This is a genomic window from Bacillus massiliigorillae, assembly GCF_000380245.2.
GTDB lineage: Bacteria > Bacillota > Bacilli > Bacillales > DSM-1321 > Bacillus_AD > Bacillus_AD massiliigorillae.
Window position 1 is genome coordinate 2,404,212 of record NZ_HG428741.1, and the last position, 24,210, is coordinate 2,428,421.

22 protein-coding genes are annotated in these 24,210 nt (G+C 35.7%); 1 reads left to right on the forward strand and 21 read right to left on the reverse strand.

From position 1 onward, the window contains the following. Positions 1-12: 12 nt before the first annotated feature. The 4 genes from cotE to miaB all read right to left on the reverse strand — a co-directional run bounded on the left by cotE (position 13) and on the right by miaB (position 3,596). Positions 13-558, reverse strand: a complete 546-nt coding sequence (gene cotE / locus TX86_RS11065) for an outer spore coat protein CotE (RefSeq protein ID WP_042348811.1) — start codon at positions 556-558, stop codon at positions 13-15. A gap of 317 nt (positions 559-875) precedes the next feature. Then, positions 876-1,517, reverse strand: a complete 642-nt coding sequence (locus TX86_RS11070; protein WP_230203612.1) for a DNA alkylation repair protein — start codon at positions 1,515-1,517, stop codon at positions 876-878. Between the two features lie 107 nt (positions 1,518-1,624). Then, positions 1,625-2,056: a YlbF/YmcA family competence regulator gene (locus TX86_RS11075; protein WP_042348812.1), complete on the reverse strand. Its 432-nt coding sequence runs from the start codon at positions 2,054-2,056 to the stop codon at positions 1,625-1,627. A 1-nt stretch (position 2,057) separates the two neighbouring features. Next, positions 2,058-3,596, reverse strand: coding sequence for a tRNA (N6-isopentenyl adenosine(37)-C2)-methylthiotransferase MiaB (gene miaB, locus TX86_RS11080; RefSeq protein ID WP_042348813.1), 1,539 nt, complete (start codon positions 3,594-3,596; stop codon positions 2,058-2,060). 672 nt (positions 3,597-4,268) lie between these two features. Between miaB and TX86_RS26725 the strand changes: the two genes are divergently transcribed. Continuing rightward, positions 4,269-4,628 carry a hypothetical protein gene (locus TX86_RS26725; protein ID WP_154663101.1) on the forward strand — a complete coding sequence of 120 codons (360 nt, stop codon included), beginning with the start codon at positions 4,269-4,271 and terminating at the stop codon, positions 4,626-4,628. Between the two features lie 91 nt (positions 4,629-4,719). On the opposite strand, the gene TX86_RS11085 is transcribed toward TX86_RS26725, so the two are convergent. The 17 genes from TX86_RS11085 to TX86_RS11165 all read right to left on the reverse strand — a co-directional run bounded on the left by TX86_RS11085 (position 4,720) and on the right by TX86_RS11165 (position 24,189). Then, on the reverse strand, positions 4,720-5,586 hold the full coding sequence (locus tag TX86_RS11085; RefSeq protein WP_042348814.1) for a 2-oxoacid:ferredoxin oxidoreductase subunit beta: 867 nt from the start codon (positions 5,584-5,586) through the stop codon (positions 4,720-4,722). 1 nt (position 5,587) lies between these two features. Next, entirely contained in the window at positions 5,588-7,318 is a 1,731-nt protein-coding gene (locus TX86_RS11090) for a 2-oxoacid:acceptor oxidoreductase subunit alpha (protein WP_042348815.1), read from the reverse strand. A 392-nt stretch (positions 7,319-7,710) separates the two neighbouring features. Next, positions 7,711-7,971, reverse strand: a complete 261-nt coding sequence (gene spoVS / locus TX86_RS11095) for a stage V sporulation protein SpoVS (protein ID WP_003211281.1) — start codon at positions 7,969-7,971, stop codon at positions 7,711-7,713. Positions 7,972-8,378: 407 nt separating this feature from the next. Continuing rightward, on the reverse strand, positions 8,379-9,176 hold the full coding sequence (locus tag TX86_RS11100; protein WP_042348816.1) for a TIGR00282 family metallophosphoesterase: 798 nt from the start codon (positions 9,174-9,176) through the stop codon (positions 8,379-8,381). Between the two features lie 223 nt (positions 9,177-9,399). Next, positions 9,400-10,962, reverse strand: a complete 1,563-nt coding sequence (gene rny, locus TX86_RS11105; RefSeq protein ID WP_042348818.1) for a ribonuclease Y — start codon at positions 10,960-10,962, stop codon at positions 9,400-9,402. A 315-nt stretch (positions 10,963-11,277) separates the two neighbouring features. After that, positions 11,278-12,321, reverse strand: coding sequence for a recombinase RecA (gene recA / locus TX86_RS11110; protein WP_042348820.1), 1,044 nt, complete (start codon positions 12,319-12,321; stop codon positions 11,278-11,280). 338 nt (positions 12,322-12,659) lie between these two features. Continuing rightward, positions 12,660-13,901, reverse strand: a complete 1,242-nt coding sequence (locus tag TX86_RS11115) for a competence/damage-inducible protein A (protein ID WP_042348822.1) — start codon at positions 13,899-13,901, stop codon at positions 12,660-12,662. Positions 13,902-13,919: 18 nt separating this feature from the next. Then, positions 13,920-14,498 carry a CDP-diacylglycerol--glycerol-3-phosphate 3-phosphatidyltransferase gene (pgsA, locus tag TX86_RS11120; protein ID WP_042348824.1) on the reverse strand — a complete coding sequence of 193 codons (579 nt, stop codon included), beginning with the start codon at positions 14,496-14,498 and terminating at the stop codon, positions 13,920-13,922. 259 nt (positions 14,499-14,757) lie between these two features. Next, positions 14,758-15,651, reverse strand: a complete 894-nt coding sequence (locus TX86_RS11125; protein ID WP_042348826.1) for a helix-turn-helix domain-containing protein — start codon at positions 15,649-15,651, stop codon at positions 14,758-14,760. Positions 15,652-15,671: 20 nt separating this feature from the next. Further along, positions 15,672-16,463, reverse strand: coding sequence for a DUF3388 domain-containing protein (locus tag TX86_RS11130; RefSeq protein ID WP_042348827.1), 792 nt, complete (start codon positions 16,461-16,463; stop codon positions 15,672-15,674). Positions 16,464-16,689: 226 nt separating this feature from the next. After that, positions 16,690-16,947 carry a DUF3243 domain-containing protein gene (locus TX86_RS11135; protein ID WP_042348828.1) on the reverse strand — a complete coding sequence of 86 codons (258 nt, stop codon included), beginning with the start codon at positions 16,945-16,947 and terminating at the stop codon, positions 16,690-16,692. 92 nt (positions 16,948-17,039) lie between these two features. Then, positions 17,040-17,765 carry an elongation factor P 5-aminopentanone reductase gene (ymfI, locus tag TX86_RS11140; RefSeq protein WP_081707640.1) on the reverse strand — a complete coding sequence of 242 codons (726 nt, stop codon included), beginning with the start codon at positions 17,763-17,765 and terminating at the stop codon, positions 17,040-17,042. Between the two features lie 76 nt (positions 17,766-17,841). After that, complete coding sequence (yfmH, locus tag TX86_RS11145) at positions 17,842-19,131, reverse strand: EF-P 5-aminopentanol modification-associated protein YfmH (protein ID WP_042348830.1); 1,290 nt, start codon at positions 19,129-19,131, stop codon at positions 17,842-17,844. Beyond that, on the reverse strand, positions 19,131-20,411 hold the full coding sequence (gene yfmF, locus TX86_RS11150) for an EF-P 5-aminopentanol modification-associated protein YfmF (RefSeq protein WP_042348832.1): 1,281 nt from the start codon (positions 20,409-20,411) through the stop codon (positions 19,131-19,133). Before yfmF ends, yfmH begins: the two co-directional genes overlap by 1 nt. A gap of 243 nt (positions 20,412-20,654) precedes the next feature. Continuing rightward, positions 20,655-21,614: an ABC transporter permease gene (locus tag TX86_RS11155; RefSeq protein WP_042348833.1), complete on the reverse strand. Its 960-nt coding sequence runs from the start codon at positions 21,612-21,614 to the stop codon at positions 20,655-20,657. Further along, the gene (locus TX86_RS11160; RefSeq protein ID WP_042348834.1) at positions 21,615-22,661 is read right to left on the reverse strand and encodes an ABC transporter permease; all 1,047 of its coding nucleotides are present in this window, start codon (positions 22,659-22,661) and stop codon (positions 21,615-21,617) included. After that, positions 22,654-24,189, reverse strand: coding sequence for an ABC transporter ATP-binding protein (locus TX86_RS11165; RefSeq protein ID WP_042348836.1), 1,536 nt, complete (start codon positions 24,187-24,189; stop codon positions 22,654-22,656). The genes TX86_RS11160 and TX86_RS11165 overlap by 8 nt, the downstream gene beginning before the upstream one ends. Positions 24,190-24,210 lie beyond the last annotated feature (21 nt).

Consider the following 24,210-nt stretch of genomic DNA (forward strand, 5'->3'; position numbering starts at 1 on the left):
CCTAGTCCTTGATTAATCACAATCGCTGTTAATTATGAAATCTGGATTAATTTCTTCAAACTCATCATCGTCTACATCGCAAAACCAATCATCATCATCACAGGCTTCACTATTTGGACTAATTGCTACGCATACCTTCGTTTCACCTATTACTTCTACAAAGAATTCTTTCTCTACTTCAACCTCAACATTTTTTCCACAAGATGCTATACAAGCTTCTACGCAATTTGGCTGTTGAATAACTTTTACGACAATTTCACGATCATCATGGCAATTCGGATCACGATACTTTAGTTTTACGACATCTGTGTATTTAACCGTTTCCGTTGCAACATCTGTTTTTGTATTATTGTTATATGAATACCAGACGCTTACATCAAAGCTACCGCTAATATGAACCGTTTTCCCTACTTTTTTCGCTGTATAATGATGGTTTATTAACCAACATCCAAGTATGCTAGAAGGACAATGAGCAGGTTTGATTGTTTCGCAGGACTTTGTAAATTTACGTCCTTTGGCAACCACTGCCTTAGTAATTATCTCTCTATAGTGTGACATGAAGCGAACCCTCCTCGTTCAGTTTCAATTCATCCTATGCGTGTTAAAAGACTAGTGTGATTACTAATTTATCCTGTTCAAACTGGCACTAAGGCTCCTAAATCAATCTAAAAAATAAGATAAAACATAAAGTGCCAGTAAAAAAACTTTTGGTACAACAAGAATTTTGGCATTTTTTATATTTCATTGTATGCATAATACAGGCGAGTGTGTATTTGTCTCACAAATAGTACAAAGTGAAATTTTCAAACAAAAGAAAAAAGGGTTGTCTAAAAAGTAATTTTCAATCACTTTTTAGACAACCTCCTTAAGATAGTTTATAAGTATTTACTTGCTTCTCTAACACTTAATGGAGAAAGGGAATGCTCGTTAATAAACGCTCGAACCCATTCCTGATTGGTTTTTGAGTATTCTCTTAATGCCCATCCAATAGCTTTATTAATAAAAAACTCATCACTATTCAAATTATGAACAATCGCGATTTTTAAAAATTCAGTATCTGTCTTGGCTTTATATTTAAGTTGGAACAATATTGAAACACGCCTTAACCATATATTGTCACAATCCATCCAAATTCGTATGATTTCTTTCAGTTTGGGATTCCTTTCACAAAGATACGCAATTAAATTATTCAACGTGTCCGTACTATCCCACCAAGAATGCCTTTTTATCAATCCTTCAATTGTATGTATATCGTCATCTCTTAATTTCGCTTTGTTTCCGATTAAATAATCAATAGCTAAGTAATGAAATTCCCTTTCCAGTCGATCATAACAAGCAAGTACGAACTCCCAATCTATTTCACATTCCTTCTTCTTTTCCTTTAAAAACTCTTTACTAATTTTAGTTCGTTCAGGTTTTTGAATTCCAAGAAACAAGAAATGGTCCTTCATATACGCGCTCATTTTTTTCGCTTTTTCCTCATTCTCATTTGTCATATAGATTCCAAAAATATCCACTAGTACTATTCCTCCCTATTACAATATCCTATTTCTACTTTTAATCATAACAAACCTTTTTCACTTTGAAATTAAAAAAAGACCTCGCAAAATGCGAAGTCTTTCCATTATGAACAGCTGTTTTGGCTTTGATTTTTCACCTGAGAACCTGTCTCTCCACGAAGAATATTTCCACCTGTGGATTCTACGATGATGTCACTTACTTTATTTGAAACGGCTGACGAAACTAACTGTAGAAGTTCATTTACTTCTATTTGCGTTTGTTTAAATTGTTGTACAACTGGAATTTCATTAATCGTACTTTCAATTGCTTCAATTTTGTCTTGAACTTGCTTGAACGCTTTCTCCTTGCCATAATGCTCGAAGTTTATAGATTGCTTTTGCAAACTTTTTAGACTAGCGATTAACTCACGAACACGTTGATTCTCATGAATTTTTGCTTCCGCTTTCTTAAAGAAATCTACTTCTTCTGTTTCAGCAATCATCGTTGCAAGTTCTTCTGCCTTTGTAATAAGATCATCCTTCGTATACTTTGCCACCTTATTTCACCTCAACTGTTTGATCCACCAATTCACCGTTTAATGACCATGTTTTCGCATCTGTAATTTTCACTTTTACGATTGTACCAATTACAGATTGAGGTGCAACAAAGTTTACCAGCTTGCTTTTCTTAGTATATCCGGCTAAAACATCTGGATTCTTCTTACTTTCCCCTTCAACTAAAACCTCTACTGTTTTTCCTACGTAGGACTTCATTTTCTCAGCAGAAATTTCATTCACAAGTGCATTTAAACGTTGTAGGCGTTCTTTCTTTACTTCCATAGGTACATTATCTTTCATTTTAGCAGCAGGTGTTCCTTCTCGTGGTGAATATATATATGTGTATGCTATATCAAATCCCACTTCTTTATATAATGAAAGCGTTTCTTCAAACTGCTCTTCCGTTTCATTCGGATACCCAACTATTATATCGGTAGTTAATGATAAATTTGGAATAGCTTTCTTTATTTTACCAACTAATTCTAAATATTGCTCGCGATTATACTTACGCGCCATAATTTTTAATACACTTGAGCTACCTGATTGAACTGGTAAATGAATATGATCTACCAAGTTTCCGCCTTTTGCTAAAACTTCGATTAAATGATCATCGAAATCACGAGGATGACTTGTCATAAAGCGAATACGTGGAATATCAATCTTACGAATTTCATCCATTAAGTCACCTAGACGATAATCCATGTCTTTAAAATCTTTTCCGTATGCATTTACATTTTGGCCAAGAAGCGTTATTTCCTGATAGCCCTGAGCAGCTAAATGACGTACTTCTTGAATAATTTCTTCTGGACGACGGCTACGTTCCTTACCTCGCGTATAAGGCACGATGCAATACGTACAAAATTTATCACAGCCATACATAATATTAACCCAAGCTTTAATATTACCTTTACGAACTTTAGGAAGGTTTTCAATTACATCGCCTTCCTTCGACCATACTTCGATTACCATTTCTTTAGAAAGATATGCTTCTTGTAAAATATTAGGCAAACGATGGATGTTATGTGTACCAAAAATCATATCTACAAAATGATGTTTTTGGAGGATGCGATTTACTACAGATTCTTCTTGAGACATACATCCACACACACCAATTAATAAATCTGGCTTTTTCATTTTAAGTGGCTTTAAATGACCAAGCTCACCAAATACTTTATTTTCTGCATTTTCTCGAATTGCACATGTATTTAATAAGATAACATTCGCTTCATTCACATCATCCGTTGGCTCATAACCTAATGCCATAAAGATTCCGGCCATAACTTCTGTATCATGCTCATTCATTTGACAGCCGTACGTACGAATAAGGAATTTACGCCCCACTCCCATTCCTCTAAACTGCTCAGAAATCGTGAAATCATTATGATATTGAACAGCTTCTTTACCACGTTTTTTAGCGTCTTTAAGAGATGGTGCTTCATATGTTTTTTCAAAATATTTGCTGTAATCCTTTTCGGATTTTTTGTCCGCTGGATTTTTTGAATTTACTTGTTGAGATTCTACACGTTGTTGCTCGTTCATGCATTAATCTCCTTTCTACACATAAATAATAAGTTTTGTCGCATTGTTGTATATATCAAATATTCCATTAAATGTATAGTGCTTATCTTATACACATTACAATAGTATAAATCTTTTATTCACAATTAACAATACATGTTAACACTTGATATTACTACATTTAGTACTTTAACACATTTATAATTAATGATAGAGACGCCCTTACCTCTTGTCCGAAATATTCATACATTACAGTGAACTTACAAAAAGGAGAGGATTTTTAATGGGTTGTTCAAAAAACGAAGGTAAAAAACACGAAAGCTGTAACGAAAATCGTAATCGCGATTTTAACTTTAGAGTAAAAGTTAATCGTGATGATTTCTGTGATGCTGTAAGAGAGTGCAGAGAGAAAAAACACGAATCAAGTAGCTGTGAAAAGAGAGAGCACCATAAAAAACGTTGTTGCCGTTGCCGTCGTAGCTGCTGCTGCTGCCGTTCTAGTTGGTAATTCATTTCATCTATTAGCCATCAATTAATAAATAGAGAGCTTTTTGAAATAAATTTTCTAAGCTCTCCTTTTCAATCAACATATGACTTTTAGACATTTATATTATATCTAGGTAAACGCCCTTTCCTCACGCCTATTCTCTGCATACATTACAGAGAACTAACATTTGAGGAGAGGGTTATTTTATGAGTTGTTCAAGAGAAAGAGATAATAATAGATGTGATGATAATCGCAATCGTGATGTTCATATTAGAGCTCGGTTAAACCGAGATGACTTTTGCGATGCTGTAAGAGATTGTAGACGTCGTAATCAGAACGAGTCTAATGATTGTAGACGCCGTAATCGCGATGAATCCTGTGATCATAGACGTCGTAATCGTGATTTTAACATTAGAACTAGATTTAATCGAGATGATTTCTGTGAAGCTGTAAGAGACTGCAGACGCCGTAATCGTGAAGAATCTAGTAGTTTTAGACGTGGCTGTGACTGTCGTTGCCGCTGCAGATGCAGATGTCGTCGTTGCTGTTGTGGCATTTTCTTCTAATTTAGCCTTTAATACATTAATAAAATTGTAAAAAAGGGAAGCCTATTGAAAAAATCACTTTAGGCTCCCCTTTATAAATCTTGAATCTACATTACATAAATTCCGCTAATAATTTATCGAAACTCTCTTGATTTAATTCTAAATCAGCATTTGCAAGCGGCGTTTCAGCATAGCCAGGTACTAATTCTTGATACGATTTTCTTTCCGTATTTTGATAAATAATACCTGTTACAAGGCTGTCATGTTTCATTAACGTTTGCATAGCCATTTCACGACTAGAAGAATCGTAATCTGGAACATCTGCTAATTTTGTTAAATGCTCTTTAAACCAATCATACGTATTTATCTTATTGTACGTTACACATGGGCTAAAAACATTGATGAATGAAAAGCCTTTATGCTTAATTCCAGCTTCAATAATTGCAGTTAAATCTTTCAAATCTGTAGAGAAGCTTTGAGCTACAAACGTCGCTCCAGAAGATAATGCTAATTCCATAGGAGAAATAGCTGGTTCAATAGAACCTTCTGGTGTCGATTTAGTTTTAAAACCAGTACCTGAACGTGGTGATGTTTGTCCTTTTGTTAAACCATAAATCTGATTATCCATAACAATGTATGTAATATCAATATTTCTACGAATTGCATGGACAGTGTGACCCATACCAATAGCAAAACCGTCACCATCTCCACCAGAAGCGATTACAGTTAAATCACGATTAGCCATCTTCACACCTTGAGCAATCGGTAGAGATCGTCCATGAATACCATGGAATCCATATGATTTTATATATCCTGAAATACGCCCTGAACAGCCAATTCCTGAAATAACAGCTAATTGCTCAGGTTCTAATCCTACATTAGCTGATGCACGTTGAATAGCAGCCTGAACTGAGAAATCTCCGCATCCTGGGCACCAGTTAGGTTTTACATTATTACGAAAATCTTTAAACGTAGCCATATTAGAACAACTCCTTGCATTTCGAATGAATTTCATGAGGTAGGAACGGATTACCATCATATTTTAAAATGCTCTTAATTTTATCAACATGGCCTAAGTTCATCTTCATGATGTTAGCTAATTGTCCAGTTGCGTTATTTTCAACAACAACGACTTTCTTAGCTCCAGAAACAAGCTCTTGCATTTCTTTAACTGGGAAAGGATGAATCAAACGAATGTGTGCATGATTGACTTTAAGCCCCTCCTGCTCAAGACGAGTCATTCCTTCTTCAATAACGCCACGCGTTGAATTAAAGCCAACAATCAATAAATCTGATTCTTCATGTTTTGCATTTGTATATACTGGTGTTTGGAATTTAAGATTCTTAATCTTTCTCATACGTTTATCCATTTGCGCCACACGGTTTGGTGCTGCTTCAGAAGGTTTTCCTGTTTCATCATGCTCTACGCCTGTTACATGGTGAATGCCGTGCTTCATTCCTGGAATAACACGTGGAGATACCCCATCTTCCGTTACTTCATAACGTTTGAAATAGCCATCTACTTCAGGAAGCTCAGTTTGAACTAATTTACCTCTACGAATCTCTACTTTATTTAAATCAAGTGGTTGCGCTGTTTGCTTTCCTAGAGATAATTGCAAGTCTGATAGAATAATAACTGGCAATTGATACTCTTCTGCTAAATTAAACGCTTCTGCTGTATCATAGAAAGCTTCTTCTACTGTACTTGGTGCGATAACAATTTTCGGAATCTCACCATGATTTCCGTAAATCATTGCCATCAAGTCTGATTGTTCTTGTTTGGTCGGTAACCCAGTTGAAGGACCACCTCTTTGTGTATCAACTACAACTAGTGGTGTTTCCGTAATACCTGCTAAACCAAGCGCTTCCATTTTCAAAGATAATCCTGGTCCTGCAGATGCTGTAATCGTTCTTACACCGCCATAGTTTGCACCAATCGCCATTGTTGCGGCTGCGATTTCATCTTCTGTCTGAATAACTGTACCACCTACTGCTGGTAGCTTCTTAATTAAGTATTCCATGATTTCTGAAGCTGGTGTGATTGGATAGGCAGCCATGAAACGACAACCTGCAGTTAGTGCACCTAATGCAATTGCATCATTTCCAATCATAAATAAACGTTTCTTGCCGTCACCTTTTTCCAATTGCAATGTACCGACTTGATTATCAAGCTTTTCTATCATATAATCATAGCCTGCTTTAATTGCATTTAAATTCTTTTGTACAACTTGTTCACCTTTACGACCAAATATTTCATCCACTACTTCTTCAAACACAGAAATATCAATACCTAAAATTGCACAAGATGACCCAACTGCCACCATGTTCTTCATTAATGAAGTTCCTAACTCTGTTGCAATTTCTGTAAATGGAATACTATACAAGGCTGCTTTTGTATCTTCTGGACTTTGTGGCTTACATTTAGTATCCGCAATAATGATACCTTTCTCATGTAATTCCTTGTAGTTCACATCGATTGTTTCTTGGTCAAATGCAACAAGAATATCCAAGTCATCGGATACAGAACGTGTTTGTGTTGTACTTACACGTATCTTATTATTCGTATGCCCTCCCTTAATACGAGACGAGAAATGTCGATACCCATATAAGTAGTAACCTAAACGATTAAGAGCAATTGAGAATATTTCACCAGTACTCTCAATGCCTTCACCTTGTTGTCCTCCAACTTTCCATGAAAGTTGATTGATCATTGCCTACACCCCTTTAGACGCCCTATGAAATTTTTAAAAAGATAATAACTTTAGCGCATTTCCCAACTAGACACTGTGAATAAAATGTAATTTTTTTCAAAATTTAGAATTTTAAAGAAGAAATCTAGCCTTAAATGAAAACGTACTAAATGGTTACATTCTAGACCTATAACAGCAAAAAATCAAGCTTTTCGGCCGATTTATTGACAAAAAATAGGAGTAGTGTCTATTATTTTTTACAATTCCTATTATACAACTCACCTTTCCGTTATTCATAAAATAATGCTTCATTCCACCATTCTTTATTATCTTTCTCTAACGAAAAAAAAACTGCATGCAATTTGCATACAGATTAATTTTCATTACTTACAACGCTTCATAATAATCCCTTATTATCGAGGCTCTACAATCAGCTTGATGGCAGTTCTTTCTTCACCATCAATCAATATATCTGTAAAAGCAGGAATACATATCAAGTCCACTCCACTAGGTGCAACAAATCCTCTTGCAATTGCTACTGCCTTTACGGCTTGATTTAACGCTCCTGCACCGATTGCTTGAATCTCGGCTGCTCCTCTTTCACGTAGAACACCCGCAAGTGCGCCTGCTACAGAGTTGGGATTAGATTTTGCTGAAACTTTTAATATTTCCATTCCTAGCTCCTCCTTGTGCCATTCCTTCTTCATCGTTATTGGACGATGTGACAGGTAAATCACTTTCATTGCTACTATATTCAGCATTTGTACTTGTTATTACTGTAATTAAGAAAAACTGTCACCGGTCTTTTTGGATTGATGTTTATACTCCTTGATTTACTCCCAATCAAAAAAGAGCTATGCCGCAGAAATAAGACGAGCTGTTCTTGAAAACCCGCTCTTGGTTTTCAAAACAGATTGGCTTATTTCCAAGCATAGCAGGTGTAAGGTTAGACAGAGAAAAACTGTCACCGGTCTTTTTTATGCTTCTTTTCTTAACTCCAAATCGATTTCGATTAAAAAAAGCAAAAAAGGTGTCCAAGAAGTGAGTACAATCACTTTTTGGACACCTTTTTAATCATTCATTATTCAAAGAATGGACGGTCATCATTTATTTGTATTGTTTCAATTTTTCTAGCCGATCCTGTTTTCTCATCAATATCTATTAGGACAGCACTTAATTGCGTGCGCCCTTCTTTTGGCACAGTGAAGCGTGCAGGCATACTGTTAAAGAACTTTTGAATAATCGGTTCTCTTGTCATCCCTAGAATACCGTCATAAGGGCCCGTCATGCCCACATCTGTTAAATAAGCTGTTCCCTTTGGTAAAATCCGATAATCAGCTGTTTGAACATGCGTATGTGTGCCTACAACCGCAGATACTTTACCATCTAAAAACCAGCCCATTGCCTGCTTCTCACTTGTTGCTTCTGCATGAAAGTCAACAAAGATAATTGGCGTAACTTTACGTGCCTCCTCAACCAATTTCTCAACCGTTACAAAGGGACAATCAAGTGGCGGCATAAAAGTTCTTCCTTGTAAATTAATAATAGCCACTTGAATAGCATTCCATCTTATATACGTAATTCCCTTACCAGGTGCACCTTCTGGAAAATTGGCAGGACGAACCATGTTTTTCGCATCATCTATAAATTCAAATATATCCTTATGATCCCATACGTGATTTCCAAGTGTAACTGCATTTGCTCCCCACTCTAAAAACTGACGATAAATCTTTTCTGTGATTCCTCTACCAGCGGCTGCATTTTCACCATTGATAACAACGATATGAGGCTTATGTTTGTCTTTTAATTTCGGTAAATACTCCTGTACCATATCTCTTCCTGGTGACCCAACAACATCACCAATAAACAATAGTTTCATTTTATTACCCTTTCTACTTCAAAAGCTTTAAATTAATCTGTAAGAAATTATAACACATATTAATTTCTTACGCTGATAGCAGTCATAAAGAACTACAAACATCTATACAAAAGTATATTTACTTAACTTGCGCAATCGTTTTCACTTTAGGAAATATACAACCAAAAAAGGTAAGCTGTCTATTTTGAATAAAATAAAACAACTTACCTTCTTTAATCAAATATTATTTCGCATATTCAACTGCTCGTGTTTCACGAATGACTGTCACTTTAATATGACCAGGATAATCTAATTCCTTCTCAATTCGTTTTCGAATATCTCGAGCTAAACGATGCGCTTCTAAGTCATCAATTTGCTCTGGCTTAACCATAATTCGAACTTCACGACCTGCTTGAATAGCAAATGATTTTTCAACACCATCATATGACTCTGAAATTTCTTCTAGTTTCTCTAAACGTCGAATATAATTTTCAAGAGTCTCACTTCTTGCTCCTGGTCTTGCAGCAGAAAGTGCATCAGCAGCAGCAACCAGTACAGCGATAATAGAAGTTGGCTCTGTGTCGCCGTGATGAGAAGCAATACTGTTAATAACAACAGGATGCTCTTTATACTTCGTCGCAAGTTCTACCCCGATTTCAACATGGCTTCCTTCCACTTCATGGTCAATTGCTTTCCCAATATCGTGAAGTAAACCAGCTCTTCTTGCAAGTGTTTCATCCTCTCCAAGCTCAGCTGCAAGTAAACCTGATAGGAAGGCAACTTCCATAGAATGCTTTAATACATTCTGACCATAGCTTGTACGGAATTTCAAACGTCCAAGAATCTTAATCAAATCTGGATGTAGACCATGAACACCTACTTCAAATGTAGTTTGTTCACCAATCTCACGAATATGCTCATCCACTTCTCTTCTTGCTTTATCAACCATTTCTTCAATACGTGCCGGATGGATACGACCATCTTGCACGAGTTTCTCAAGTGCTAATCGTGCTGTTTCACGTCTAATTGGATCGAATCCAGATAATATTACTGCTTCAGGCGTGTCATCAATAATTAAATCTATACCAGTAAGCGTCTCTAGCGTTCTAATATTTCGACCTTCTCGACCAATAATACGTCCCTTCATCTCATCATTAGGAAGTGTAACAACAGATACAGTTGTCTCAGCTACATGATCAGCTGCACAACGTTGAATTGCTAGAGAAAGAACTTCTTTCGCTTTCTTATCCGCTTCTTCTTTAGCACGGTTTTCATTTTCTTTAATCATAATGGCAGTATCGTGCGAAAGTTCTTTTTCAACACGGTCTAAGATAATAGCTTTTGCTTCTTCTCTAGTTAAACTAGAGATACGTTCTAGCTCTGTTTGTTGCAAACGAACCATCTCGTCCACTTTGCTTTCCTTGTCTTCAATATGCTGTTGTCTTTGGTTAAGAGAATGATCTCGTTTCTCTAAAAGGTTTTCACGCTTATCCAACGTTTCATCTTTTCGATCAAGATTCTCTTCTTTTTGCAATAATCGATTTTCTTGTTTTTGTAATTCAGATCTTCGTTCACGAATGTCACTTTCTGCATCAGTGCGAAGCTTATGGATGTCATCCTTCGCTTCTAATAGGGCTTCTTTCTTAAGAGCTTCACTCTCACGTTTCCCGTCTTCTATGATACGTTCCGCTTCATTCTTTGCTCCAGCTATTTTATTCTCCGCAATGGATTTACGAACAAAATAACCAACAACTGCACCGACGAACAGAGCAAGCAAAATGGAGATGATGATAATAAAAAGTTCCATCTTTTCACCTCCTCTTGCTATGAAATTATTTAATCATGTCATGTCGGCATGTACATTGTTAAGCAGCTTCAATATACAGCACATAGGCTTTTTTTTTACAAATCCTTAATTTAAAAAAATGTAAAATATACATATTAATTGTATAGGTGCAAAAATTGGTTGTCAAGGGTTTGTCCCTGTTCAGACATGAATTTTCAGACACTACAATACTATTTTAGACTAATTTGACAAGAAAAACCGTCACCAGTCCTTTTGGACGAGATGATTTCAAAAAAAAGACTTAGCAAAACGAACGCTAAGTCTTTTCTATATTATTTATTCATCAGCAAATTCCATTTGTTCTTTATCTGTATCTTCTGGTGCAATATGTTCACCATCTAAATTATAATGGTCACGAATCTTTTGCATTATTTCTAAACGTAAAGTAGCGTTCTCCTTTAAGAATAGTTTCGCGTTTTCTCTACCTTGACCAAGACGCTCATCATTATACGAGTACCAAGCACCGCTCTTTTGAACGATATCAAGTTCAGAGCCCATATCAATAATTTCACCTTCACGTGAAACTCCTTCACCGTACATAATATCGACTTCTGCAACTCGGAATGGTGGAGCTACTTTGTTTTTCACAACTTTAATTTTTGTTTTATTACCAACAATTTCATTACCTTGTTTCAATTGCTCAGCACGACGTACTTCTAAACGGACTGTTGAATAGAATTTTAGAGCTCGTCCACCAGGAGTTGTCTCTGGATTACCGAACATTACGCCTACTTTTTCACGAATTTGGTTAATGAAAACAGCAATTGTATTAGATTTATTAATAGCTCCTGATAATTTACGAAGAGCTTGTGACATTAATCGAGCTTGAAGACCAACATGTGAATCTCCCATATCTCCTTCAATTTCAGCTTTTGGTACTAGTGCTGCTACAGAGTCAATAACAATAATATCAATTGCACCACTTCGAACAAGTGCTTCTGCAATCTCTAATGCTTGTTCCCCTGTATCAGGTTGCGATAATAATAACTGATCTATATTAACACCAAGTTTTTGCGCATAAACCGGATCTAACGCATGCTCTGCATCGATAAATGCTGCTTGTCCACCACTTGCTTGTACTTCAGCAATAGCGTGCAGGGCAACTGTTGTTTTACCTGAACTTTCTGGACCGTATACTTCAATAATACGTCCTCTTGGATAACCACCTACACCAAGTGCTACATCTAATGCAAGAGAACCACTAGGAACTGTTGAAACTCTTCGATCTGATTGTTCTCCTAGTTTCATAATTGAACCTTTACCAAATTGTTTCTCAATTTGTTTTAATGCCATTTCTAAGGCCGCTTGACGATCACTCACTAAAGTTCCTCCTTTAATTAAAACCCTATAATCTATGAATAAAGCGTAATGCTTTTGTTTATTAGTAACTATAAATACTATATACTTTTTCTGTCTGTTTGACAAGCAAAAAGCGAACATTTATTCGATTATTTTCGTTCATTAATTTTTACCAAAATGATAGTTTTACATAGCAAAAAACATCAAATTAAGTCTATTTTCTTTCAATAAAAGATTTTTCATTTTGAAGATTCAAGGATATGAACGGTACAGGATTCTTAAAAACTTAAGGAGTGATTAATAAATCAAAAAAATGAAGAAGGAAATTCATCTACGAACTCCCTTCTTCATTTTTTTGTTTAATATTTTAATAGATTTTTTAAAATCAAGGAGCAGCCATTTTTAAAGCTTCTAATTCTGTTTTGTTCACGACTACTTCCGAATTGATACTTAAAAGCTTGCGTTCCATTTTTCGAACAAGATATTCCGATGAATACCGTCCCAACAGGATGCCCTTCCAATTCATCTGGTCCAGCAACTCCTGTAAAGCTAACAGCAATATCAGCACCAAGCTGAGCTCGAACGCCGTCTGCCATCTCCTTCGCACATTGTTCACTAACAGCGCCATACTGCTCTATCGTTTCTGCTTTTACATGTAAAAGCTTCATTTTCGCTTCATTCGAATAACTTACAATACCGCCTTTAAATACTTGGCTAGCACCAGAAATACTTGTTAATTCTTGTTGAAATAATCCGCCCGTTAAGCTTTCAGCGCTTGAAATAGTAAGATTCTTTCCCTTCAATTCTTTTACTACTTCCTCTATTAAAGATGTTTGATCTTTACCGTAACAGTATTGGCCTACTCGCGCTAATATTTTCGCTTCCACTTCTTCAATCATCTGTTCAGCAATGTGCAGTGAAGCATGCTTAGCTGTAATTCGAAGCGTCACTTCTCCATCAGATGCTAAAGGAGCAATAGTTGGATTACTTTGAGCTTCCAGTAAGTCCTCTACTTCTGTTTCAAGTTGCGCTTCTCCTATACCAAAGAATCGAAGTACACGCGAATGAATTCTTTCTATGTCGCTCATTCTGTCATACAACGCTTGTGAACCATATATCGAAAACATCGGTTCCATTTCTTTTGGGGGTCCTGGTAACAGCATATACGTATGTTTAGCAGTTTCGTAAACCATTCCTGGAGCCATTCCATGATCATTCGGTAAAACTTGTGCATTTTTTAAGACAAGTGCTTGCTTTTTGTTGTTTTCAGTTACTGGTCGTCCAGATTTTTGAAAGTATTGCATAATAGATGTTAAGGCTACATCATCCATAACAAGTGTTGTTTTTAAATGTTTTGCAATCGTTTCTTTCGTTAAGTCATCTTTAGTTGGCCCTAGCCCGCCTGTAAAGATAATTAAGTTAGAACGCTTTTCAGCTATTTCAATAGCTTGTTCTAATCTTCCACCATTGTCACCAACAACCGTATGATAGAACACATTAATGCCCATTTCAGCAAGCTTCTGTGATAAGAATCGTGCATTACTATTTAGAATTTGACCAAGCAATAATTCCGATCCGACCGCAATAATCTCCGCATTCATATTCAATCTCTCCCATAATTACTTCGAATTTTTGAATACCTCTTTGTTTTTTGCGAAATAATCCCAACCTGACCACAATGTAAAGAACATAGATACCCACAAAGCAATCGTAGCAAATGGGAAGTTAATAAACTCGAAAGGTAAATTGTGTAACAATAAGGCAGCAATCGCAATGATTTGCGTCCATGTTTTAATTTTACCTAACATATTAGCAGCAACGACTTCTCCTGTCCCCGCTAAAATTAGTCTTAATCCCGTAACAGCAAACTCTCGACTTATTATGACTATGACAATCCATGACGGTGCAGAACCTAATTCAACTAAAACAATCAAGGCAGCACTTACTAGTAATTTATCCGCCAACGGATCTAAAAATTTCCCCAAATTTGTTACTAAATTATATTTTCGCGCTAAATGTCCATCGATCCAATCTGTAACTGAAGCAAAAATAAAAATTAGCGCACCTACCACATGAGCAACAGGAATAGAATAGTCTCCAATCGAAATATCTCCCCAATTAAAGTCTATCAACATAAATATTAAAAAGACTGGAATTAAACATATTCTTGATACTGTAATTTTATTAGGTAAATTCAAAGCAAAAAACCTCCAGATGAAAAACGTCTATAAATTATTGTGAATTTATAAGCATTTGCTTACAAATGAATAGAAATAGCGTCATACGTTTATGTATGATACATAGAACAACATTATTTCCTTTAAGTGTGTAGACTAAAATAGAGCAAAACCAGCCATGCAACTTAAAACAAGACAACATTAACAAGAAATCTACTTACGACTTCTAGAAAAGAGAAAGCTTGTTTTCGAGCATGGCGGGTGTTAGTTTAAACAGCTACTATTCTGCTTTTGTAAATGTAATAGTAATATCTTGTCTTACAATTTCATTCGGATTATTTTGATATGGTAATAACTCATCATTTACATAAATATCTGTATTAATTGAATTACCTATAACAAGATCCGTCTTTGATTGATCCGTTAAATCAACTTCTTTACTTTCATTTTCTTTCAATAAACCTTGGAAGACAGATTTTCCAGTACCGTCTTTAATATTAACCCACGTATCTCCTTTTGCACTTAGCTTTAGCTTGAAAGTTTCTGCGTTCTTCAATTCATACGTAGAGTGTTTCCCAGACGCTTGTACAGCTGCAATTTCTTGTTTCTTGGCAGGCTCTTTCTTATCTTTTTTATCTTCCTTATCAGCTTTATTTTTGTCTTTATCTTTATTTACCGTAGCATTTTCTTTATCTTTATTATCAGTTTTGGCATCTTCATTTTGTTCAATCACAATAGGTTGATCTGAATCTTTCGGTGAATTATTGTTCTTTGAACCAACAACATTTGAGACAAGAAACCAAACTAACACAGCAGCACCAATGATAAATACACCTACTAATATTTTTGGCAACGCTTCTAGTAATTTTGATTGACTTGGAGATATCGTTTTCTTTGACTGAACTCTAGATAGCTGTTCAGTACTTTCTTCTTCACGTGCGGCTGGTACTTCATTCTTATACTGTTCAAAAATTTCCTCAGGATCTAAACCAACTGCTTCCGCATATTGTTTGATAAATGCTCGAACATAAAACTTTCCAGGCATCATATCATAATTACCTTTTTCAATACCAATCAAGTATCTCTTTTGAATCTTCGTTAATTGCTGCAAGTCATCTAAGCTCAGCCCGTTTGCTTCGCGCGCTGCTCTTAACGTATTTCCTAATTCAGTCACTTATAAACACCTTCTATACTTTAGAAATCGAAGGATCCAAAATCTGATCCTCCCAAAAATTGATTTTGATTTACAATTTCATATGTAATTTCTTCTTCATGATTGTTTCTTAGCTCGATAATGTAATCAAAATCATCTAATGTGTATTCGGAGTTTTGGACAAATACATCTGGATGTTCTATTACTTTTACCGAATTAAGACTCATAATTTCTCTAACGAGTTGCCAATGCTTTTCATTTGCCCTTTTGGTTGAAACGATTCCATCTATAATAAATAAATTATTATCATTATATTCATCTTGAATAAGCTGATTTCTGATTGTTTGCTTTAATAAAGTAGATGACACAAACAACCATCTTTTATTGGCACAAACACTTGCAGCTACAATTGATTCCGTTTTGCCCACTCTAGGCATACCGCGGATACCTATCAGCTTATGGCCTTCCTTCTTAAAAAGCTCAGCCATAAAATCAACTAAAATACCGAGCTCATCCCTAACAAATCGAAACGTTTTCTTATCATCAACGTCTCTTTGAATATAACGCCCATGACGAACAGCTAATCGATCCAAAAACTTTGGTTCACGTAATTTGATTACTTTTATCGTATCCATCGTTGATAAGATTGATTCTAAACGTTCAATATTTTTACTATCCTTCGCCTTTAACAATAATCCCCTTCGGCCTTCGTCTACACCGTTAATCGTAACAATATTAATGGAAAGCATACCAAGCAGTGAGGAAATATCACCTAACAAGCCAGGACGATTCTTCTGAATTTCATATTCGAAATACCACTCTTTCCGATCCATTCCAATACTCCCTGCCCTTCATGACAAATTCCAACAAAATTTCATTAGCTTATATAATAATAAATGATTTGGTAGCAATATTAAAGGAAAAACAACATAAAAAAAAATTGTTAAAATATTTCTGACTTCAACTACACAATTGCAATAAATAACTCAATTCCATTAATGCGCTTACATTGGAAGAAAAGATTTTTTTAGAATTTAAAAAAGAGAGGATTACCCTCTCTTACTTAGATGAATTATTATTCACCATTTTGACCATCACATTAGCAATCGCATGTTTTTCTTCTTCAGAAGCAACAGACCATATTTCTGCTAATATCTTCTCTTGGTCATTTTTTGGTGTAATGTTATTCGCTAAATAATCACCAATTTCAAACGCTAATTCAGAAATAACTCCACTTGATAAACCCTCAGACTGAGCAGTACTTAATCGATCACCTAAGAAGTTCTTCCATTGATCCCAGTTATCTAAAATTGACATCTTTATCACCCTTTCTTACTTATAATGTGCGTAAAGATCTCAATCAATATTCATAAATAAACTAAACTTCTAACACAATTTCCTTCTTAAAATCACATATACCAACCACCATTTACTTTTAACACGTGACCCGTTATATAAGAAGATTTACCTGAAAGTAAATAAGTGATGCAATGGGCAATTTCTTCTGGTTGAGCAAGCCTTCCTAGTGGTATTTCATCCGCTAATTCTTGTTTCTCTTCCTCTGAAAAAGTCTTTAACATTGGTGTTTCTACAGCTCCGGGCGAAACAGCATTAACACGGACACCCATTGGGGCTAACTCTTTACTTAAAGCCTTAACAAATGCATTCTGACCACCTTTAAGCATGCTATATAACACTTCACATGAAGCACCTGTATCACCCCATATGGAGGTAACGGCTACAATAGATGAACCTTCCTCTTTCATCAGCTTTGACAAGAGCTTCTGCACAATAAAAAATGGGCTAGTCATATGAATAGCCATCATCTCATTCATCGTCTCTACATCCACATCTGAAACAAGACCATAATGGGCCTTACCACTATTTAAAACAAGGCTATGAATAGAAAAAATATTTGAGCATAATACATCTACACCTTCATTTGTACTTAAGTCAGCTTGAATTGGTACTAACTCAACATCAAATACCTGTAATTGCATCATAAGCTCGTCAATCGCTGTCTTATTCGTATTGTAATGAAGATATAACGAATAACCTTGACGAGCTAATTCCATTGCCGTCGCTTTTCCTATAGAGCCACTCGCTCCTGTAATTAACACAAATTTATTTTTCACTTGGTAAACCCCTTTTTAAGTAATTCTAAGCTTCACAGAGAAAAGAGGATTGACTAGCAACCCTCTTCTTTGCTTTTTATTTTTTTGGTACAACTTGACACACGGTAAATCTCTTCTCATCAATTAGCTCACTGGCCGCTTGACGAACATCCTCAATAGAAATCTCTTCAAGAACAGGTACAATATCAAAAAGACTTGTTTCATGAAAAGCATAACGTGTAAAGGAATTCGCAATATATTCAGGAGAATTAAGCGAACGTAAGAATGCACCGATTTTCTTCTTTTTCGTACGACTTAATACTTCTTCCGTAATCGCTTCTCCCGATTTCATTTCATTCAAATAAGATGTAATTGTTTCTGCCAGCTTATCTGGATTCTCAGTATCTCCACCAACCATTGCAAAACCAAAATCTTTCTCTTGTGTATAATCATAAGAGAAAGAGGCATCAATTAACCCTTCTGAATATAATTCATCATACTTGGCAGAACTTTTTCCGAAAAGCAAATCTAATAATAAATTAATCGTTAATTCGTTTTTCAACAAATCTCTACCTTCTTGATTAATTTTCGCAGCTTTAATCCCTACAAGACATTTTGGTGTTTGTACATTCATTGGAAGCACTGTTTTCTGCTTATCCACTTCAACTGGCTCTTGGTCATGTTTTCTTTTAATCTCTGGAGCAGCTTCGAATGATTTGCTCTGTTGGTTAGCACGAATTAAATCCATCGTCTTGACTGGATCAACGGCTCCAACGATAAACAGTAGCATATTGCTAGGATGATAAAATGTTTCGTAGCATTCATAAAGCAAGTCTTTTGTAATCTTATCAATGGTTTCAATGGTACCTGCAATATCGATTCTAACCGGATTCGTACTATACATATTTTCGATAGTACCAAAATATAAGCGCCAATCTGGATTATCATCATACATTGTAATTTCTTGGCCAATAATCCCTTTTTCCTTTTCGACCGACTTCTCTGTAAAATAAGGCTCTTGAACGAAATTTATCAGCGTAGTTAAATTTTTATCAAAATTAGAGGTAGACGAAAACAAATAAGCTGTCCGCGTAAATGATGTGAATGCATTTGCAGATGCACCTTGTTTCGAAAACAACTGAAAAACATCACCATCTTCCTTCTCAAAAAGCTTATGCTCTAAAAAATGAGCGATACCATCCGGTACTTTTTTAAACTCTTCTTTTCCAAGCGGCTGAAACCAATTATCAACGGATCCATATTTAGTTGTAAATGTAGAAAATGTTTTATTAAAATCCTTCTTCGGCAGAATGTATACATCTAGCCCATTTTCTTGTTTTTCATAGTATAATACTTCATCAATTTGATTATATTTGATTTCCTTCATTATTTAGCCACCTCCATTCCTGTTAAAAAATAAATCGTATCTAATTGAACTTGTTTACCAACTTCAATAATTTCGTTTCTTGTAACTTTCTTCACTTGTTCTAGCCATTCATCTATAGTTACTTTCTTAGGAGCAACTACATTATGATAGAGCACTTCCACTAATCCATTCGCATTATCAATCGTTTCGAGTAATTGATTTTCAATAACAGCCTTTGTTTGATCAATAATCTCATCAGAGAAATCACCTTTTTTCATTGCTTCCATTTGCTCATTGATGATAGAAAGTGTTTTTTGATAATTTTCTGATTGAATACCCGATACAACCATCAGTAACCCTTTATGACTTTCAATACGTGAAGCCGCATAATAAGCTAAGCTATTCTTTTCACGCACTTCAAGAAATAGCTTTGAATGAGAAAACCCTCCGAAAATGCCGTTAAATACTTGCAATGCAAAATACTTTGGGTCACCATAAATAATCCCAGTACGATATCCCATATTTAACTTTCCTTGCGCAACATCCTGTTTCTCTACAACTTCATTCACTTCAATATCATCACTAGGTCTTACAAAGGGTTGTTGCTGTGGTTTGCGTTGTGTTAAGTTAATAAACTGATCACACAAAGACTCTACTTCAGCTTCATTAATATCACCAACGACATATAAATCTAACTCATCTGTTTCTAAAGCATGCACATAATAATCATAGAGAGATTGAGAAGTAATACCATCTACTTCGGACAAAACACCATTAACTTCCAAACCATACGGTTCATCTTTACACATCTCTTCAACTAATCGAATCGAAGAATAGCGCATTTTATCATCATTCAACGACTGAATTCTTTGCTTTAAAGTACGTTTCTCTTGATTGACGCTTTTCTGAACAAAGATACCGTTTTCAAGGTTTGGCTTAAACAAAACATCCGTTAACAACTCAATTCCTTTAGCAAGTAATGGTTCTGAATCAGATAGGAACTTTTCATTCGCAATCTCAAGTGTAACGGTAATAATATGATACTCACCTTTTTTCCCTACATTAACATATAGCGCCGCTCCATATAAATCCTCTAAGTACGTTCTTAAAGATGTAGTACTTGGATACTTTGCTGTACTACTTTGTAATACTTGAGGTAATAACGCTCGTAAAGTAACCGTATCAATGGATAATGGCGCTTTCATTTTCCAAACAATCGTATTGGTTTTATATTTTTGTGTGCGCACAATATTTAGTCGGTACCCTTGTTTATCCGTAATAATTTGTTGATCTTGGGACATGCAAAAACCCCCTCAAAGTTATGTAAAATACACGTCAAACAGTATTTATTCTACCTTTAACATGAAAAAAATAAACGTATACTTCTAAGATACCTTTTTCACGAGAAATGATGCAAGTATGAAATGGATGAAAGAAGAACGTTGTAGTTAGCAAAACGTTCTCTCGAAGGGAATCGCACAAAAAAATTCATAATTAAAAAATTCCACACGTAATATAATACGTGTGGAATAAGTTGATTATGATTATCTATTTCCTTTTATATAAGGAACACCCGATGCTTTAGGAGCATCTGCACGTCCGATAAACCCTGCAAGTGCGATAATTGTTAACACATACGGTAAGATATCCAAATATACACTTGGAATTTCACTAAAGAATGGTAATGAGCCACCTACTACACGTAAACTTTGAGCTAAACCAAAGAATAGTGCTGCGCCCATAGCACCTAGTGGATGCCACTTACCAAAGATCATAGCGGCAATCGCCATAAAACCTTGTCCATTAATTGTCGCATGAGAGAAATCATTTGTTACAGTAATAGCGTGAATTGCTCCACCAATACCAGCAAATGCACCAGAAAGAACAACACCTAGGTAACGAATACGTGTAACATTAACGCCCATTGTATCAGCAGCCATTGGGTGCTCCCCAACTGCACGAAGACGTAAACCAAATGGTGTTTTGTAAATAACATACCAAACAACTACCGCTACAAGAATAGCAATATACGAAACGATATATACATCTTTAAAGAAAATATCACCAATTACTGGAATGTCACTTAAAAACGGAATGTCCATTTTATCAAAACGAACATCGATACGATCTGTTTGACCTTTATCATAGAATAATTTTACTAAGAATAAACATAGTCCAACTGCTAAAAAGTTTAGTGCAACCCCTGATACAGTTTGGTCAGCGCGGAATGAAATGGAAGCAACAGCATGTAGTAATGAGAACAACATACCAACTACCATTGCAGCCACAATTGCTAACCAAGGAGTTAAACTACCGAAAGTTGAACCAAATGTTAAAGTAAATACGATCGATGTAAAGGCACCGAATACCATTAAACCTTCTAAACCAATATTGATTACACCAGAACGCTCAGAAAAAACACCACCAAGTGCTGTAAAAATAAGAGGAGCTGATAATGCTAGCATCGAAGGTACGATGATGTGTAAAATTTCTAGAAAGCTCATTTATTTCGCCCCCTTACGTTTTTTACGCTCTAAAAATACACGAATAATATAGCTTGATGCTACGAAGAAAATAATTAATGCGATAACAATATCAACAAGTTCATTTGGTACACCTGCAACGAACGGCATATTTAAGGCACCCATTTTCAATGCACCAAATAATGTACCTGCTAATACAACACCTAAAGCTGCGTTACCACCAAGTAAGGCAACAGCAATACCATCAAAACCGATACCAGAGAATCCAGACTTAAGAGACGCATATTCATATGTTCCAAGCCCTTCCATTGCTCCAGCAAGTCCCGCTAGTGCACCAGAAATAACCATCGATAACACAACATTTTTACTAACATTCATTCCTGCATAACGAGATGCTTCTTGATTAAAACCAACAGCTTTTAACTCATAACCGGTTTTCGTTTTCTCTAAAATAAACCACATGAAGATGGAAGCAATTAGAGCAATGACAATTCCCCAGTGTAAACGTGAGTGATCAGTTAACCCTGATAAGAACGTTGAACGTAATGAAGCTGTTTCAGCGATTTTCTCTGTAGTATCAGCATTATCTGTAAGTACATTAAAAATCATGTAGTTTGTTACAAAAAGAGCTGTATAGTTCAACATGATAGAAACAATTACTTCATGTACACGTAATTTTGCTTTTAAAATACCAGGAATAAACGCCCATAAAGCACCAGCAGCTATTGCCGCAATGACAGCCAATGGTAAATGAATCATCTTAGGCAAATCAAACTCTGTTCCAACCCAAACAGCAGCTAACCAACCCATAAGTAATTGACCTTCTACCCCGATATTAAATAACCCTGTTTTAAAGGCAAACGCAACTGCTAAACCTGCAAGAATTAATGGTGCAGCTTGTCGAATTGTTTCACCGATATTATAGGCGTTACCGATTACACCTTCTAATAAAGCAGAATACCCAAGTATAGGGTTATAACCTGATGCAAGCATAATAAATGCTCCTGCCAGTAAACCTAGCAATACGGCGATTACAGGTACTAACAAATTAACCGTACGTTTAGACATGGTTTACTTCCCCCGTTTCTTTCTTCTTACTTCCAGCCATTAATAGACCTAGTCCTTGTTCAGTAGTTTCTTTAGGATCTACAACTGCTACAATTTGACCTTCATACATTACTGCAATACGGTCACTTACATTCATAATTTCATCTAATTCAAACGAAACTAGTAATACCGCTTTACCTTGGTCTCTTTGTTCTATTAATCTTTTATGAATAAATTCAATTGCCCCGACATCTAGACCACGTGTTGGTTGGGCAGCAATTAAAAGGTCTGGATTGCGGTCGATTTCTCGCCCAATAATCGCCTTTTGTTGGTTACCACCTGATAATGCTCTAGCCAATGTGCTTTCGCTTGGTGTACGAACATCGTATTCAGCAATAATTTCTTTTGCTTTTTTTGTGATTGCTTTAAAATCTAAAATGCCAAATTTAGAATAAGGCTTTTTGTAATATGTTTGAAGAACAATATTTTCACTCATTGGGAAATCTAGTACTAACCCGTGTTTGTGACGGTCTTGTGGAATATGTCCCACGCCACTTTCTGTTACTTTACGTGGAGGGAATTTCGTAATATCTTTGTCATTCAATTTAATCGTTCCTGATTCACTTTTTCGTAAACCAGTAATAGCTTCAATTAACTCCGATTGTCCGTTACCATCAACACCTGCGATACCGATAATTTCACCAGCACGCACCGTTAAATTTAATCCATTAACAGCCTTTACATGTCTAGCATCCTTAACTGTTAAGTTTTCAATTGTAAGAACTGGTTGTTTCGGCTTAGACTCTATCTTTTCTGTTTTAAAGACAACTTCACGACCTACCATTAAACTAGCTAACTCGTTTTCATTTGTTTCAGCAACATCAACAGTCCCGATACCCTGTCCTTTACGAATAACCGTAACACGATCACAAACTTCCATAATTTCCTTCAGCTTATGGGTAATCAAAATAATTGATTTCCCTTCTGCAATTAGCCTCTTCATAATGGCAATAAGCTCAAGGATTTCTTGTGGTGTAAGAACAGCTGTAGGCTCGTCAAATATTAAAATATCAGCACCACGATATAGCGTTTTTAATATTTCAACACGCTGTTGCATACCAACTGAAATGTCAGCAATTTTCGCATTTGGATCTACACTTAAGCCATATTGTTCAGATATCTTTTTGATTTCCTTACTAGCATCCTTTAAGTTTACGTGACCTAGCTTCGTTGGCTCTTTTCCTAAAATAATGTTTTCCGTTACAGTAAGTGTATCAACTAGCATAAAGTGCTGATGTACCATCCCAATTCCTAAATCATTTGCAATATTAGGATTTGTAATATTGACTTTCTTACCATTTACTCGGATTTCACCTTTTTCAGGTTGATAAAGCCCGAATAAAACATTCATTAAAGTTGATTTTCCAGCTCCATTTTCCCCAAGTAGAGCGTGAATCTCCCCTTTTTTTAGCTGTAACGTAATATTGTCATTCGCTACAATACCAGGAAATTCTTTCCTTATATTGAGCATCTCTATTACATATTCCACTTATTTTTCACTCCCTTATAT

What these genes read in the sequence shown, in the direction of transcription:
- cotE (WP_042348811.1), bottom strand. Translation starts at nt 558, where the DNA reads ATGTCACACTATAGAGAGATAATTACTAAGGCAGTGGTTGCCAAAGGA.
- miaB (WP_042348813.1), bottom strand. Translation starts at nt 3,596, where the DNA reads ATGAACGAGCAACAACGTGTAGAATCTCAACAAGTAAATTCAAAAAAT.
- TX86_RS26725 (WP_154663101.1), top strand. Translation starts at nt 4,269, where the DNA reads ATGAGTTGTTCAAGAGAAAGAGATAATAATAGATGTGATGATAATCGC.
- TX86_RS11085 (WP_042348814.1), bottom strand. Translation starts at nt 5,586, where the DNA reads ATGGCTACGTTTAAAGATTTTCGTAATAATGTAAAACCTAACTGGTGC.
- TX86_RS11090 (WP_042348815.1), bottom strand. Translation starts at nt 7,318, where the DNA reads ATGATCAATCAACTTTCATGGAAAGTTGGAGGACAACAAGGTGAAGGC.
- spoVS (WP_003211281.1), bottom strand. Translation starts at nt 7,971, where the DNA reads ATGGAAATATTAAAAGTTTCAGCAAAATCTAATCCCAACTCTGTAGCA.
- TX86_RS11100 (WP_042348816.1), bottom strand. Translation starts at nt 9,176, where the DNA reads ATGAAACTATTGTTTATTGGTGATGTTGTTGGGTCACCAGGAAGAGAT.
- rny (WP_042348818.1), bottom strand. Translation starts at nt 10,962, where the DNA reads ATGGAACTTTTTATTATCATCATCTCCATTTTGCTTGCTCTGTTCGTC.
- TX86_RS11115 (WP_042348822.1), bottom strand. Translation starts at nt 13,901, where the DNA reads ATGAATGCGGAGATTATTGCGGTCGGATCGGAATTATTGCTTGGTCAA.
- TX86_RS11130 (WP_042348827.1), bottom strand. Translation starts at nt 16,463, where the DNA reads ATGGATCGGAAAGAGTGGTATTTCGAATATGAAATTCAGAAGAATCGT.
- TX86_RS11135 (WP_042348828.1), bottom strand. Translation starts at nt 16,947, where the DNA reads ATGTCAATTTTAGATAACTGGGATCAATGGAAGAACTTCTTAGGTGAT.
- yfmH (WP_042348830.1), bottom strand. Translation starts at nt 19,131, where the DNA reads ATGAAGGAAATCAAATATAATCAAATTGATGAAGTATTATACTATGAA.
- yfmF (WP_042348832.1), bottom strand. Translation starts at nt 20,411, where the DNA reads ATGTCCCAAGATCAACAAATTATTACGGATAAACAAGGGTACCGACTA.
- TX86_RS11155 (WP_042348833.1), bottom strand. Translation starts at nt 21,614, where the DNA reads ATGAGCTTTCTAGAAATTTTACACATCATCGTACCTTCGATGCTAGCA.
- TX86_RS11160 (WP_042348834.1), bottom strand. Translation starts at nt 22,661, where the DNA reads ATGTCTAAACGTACGGTTAATTTGTTAGTACCTGTAATCGCCGTATTG.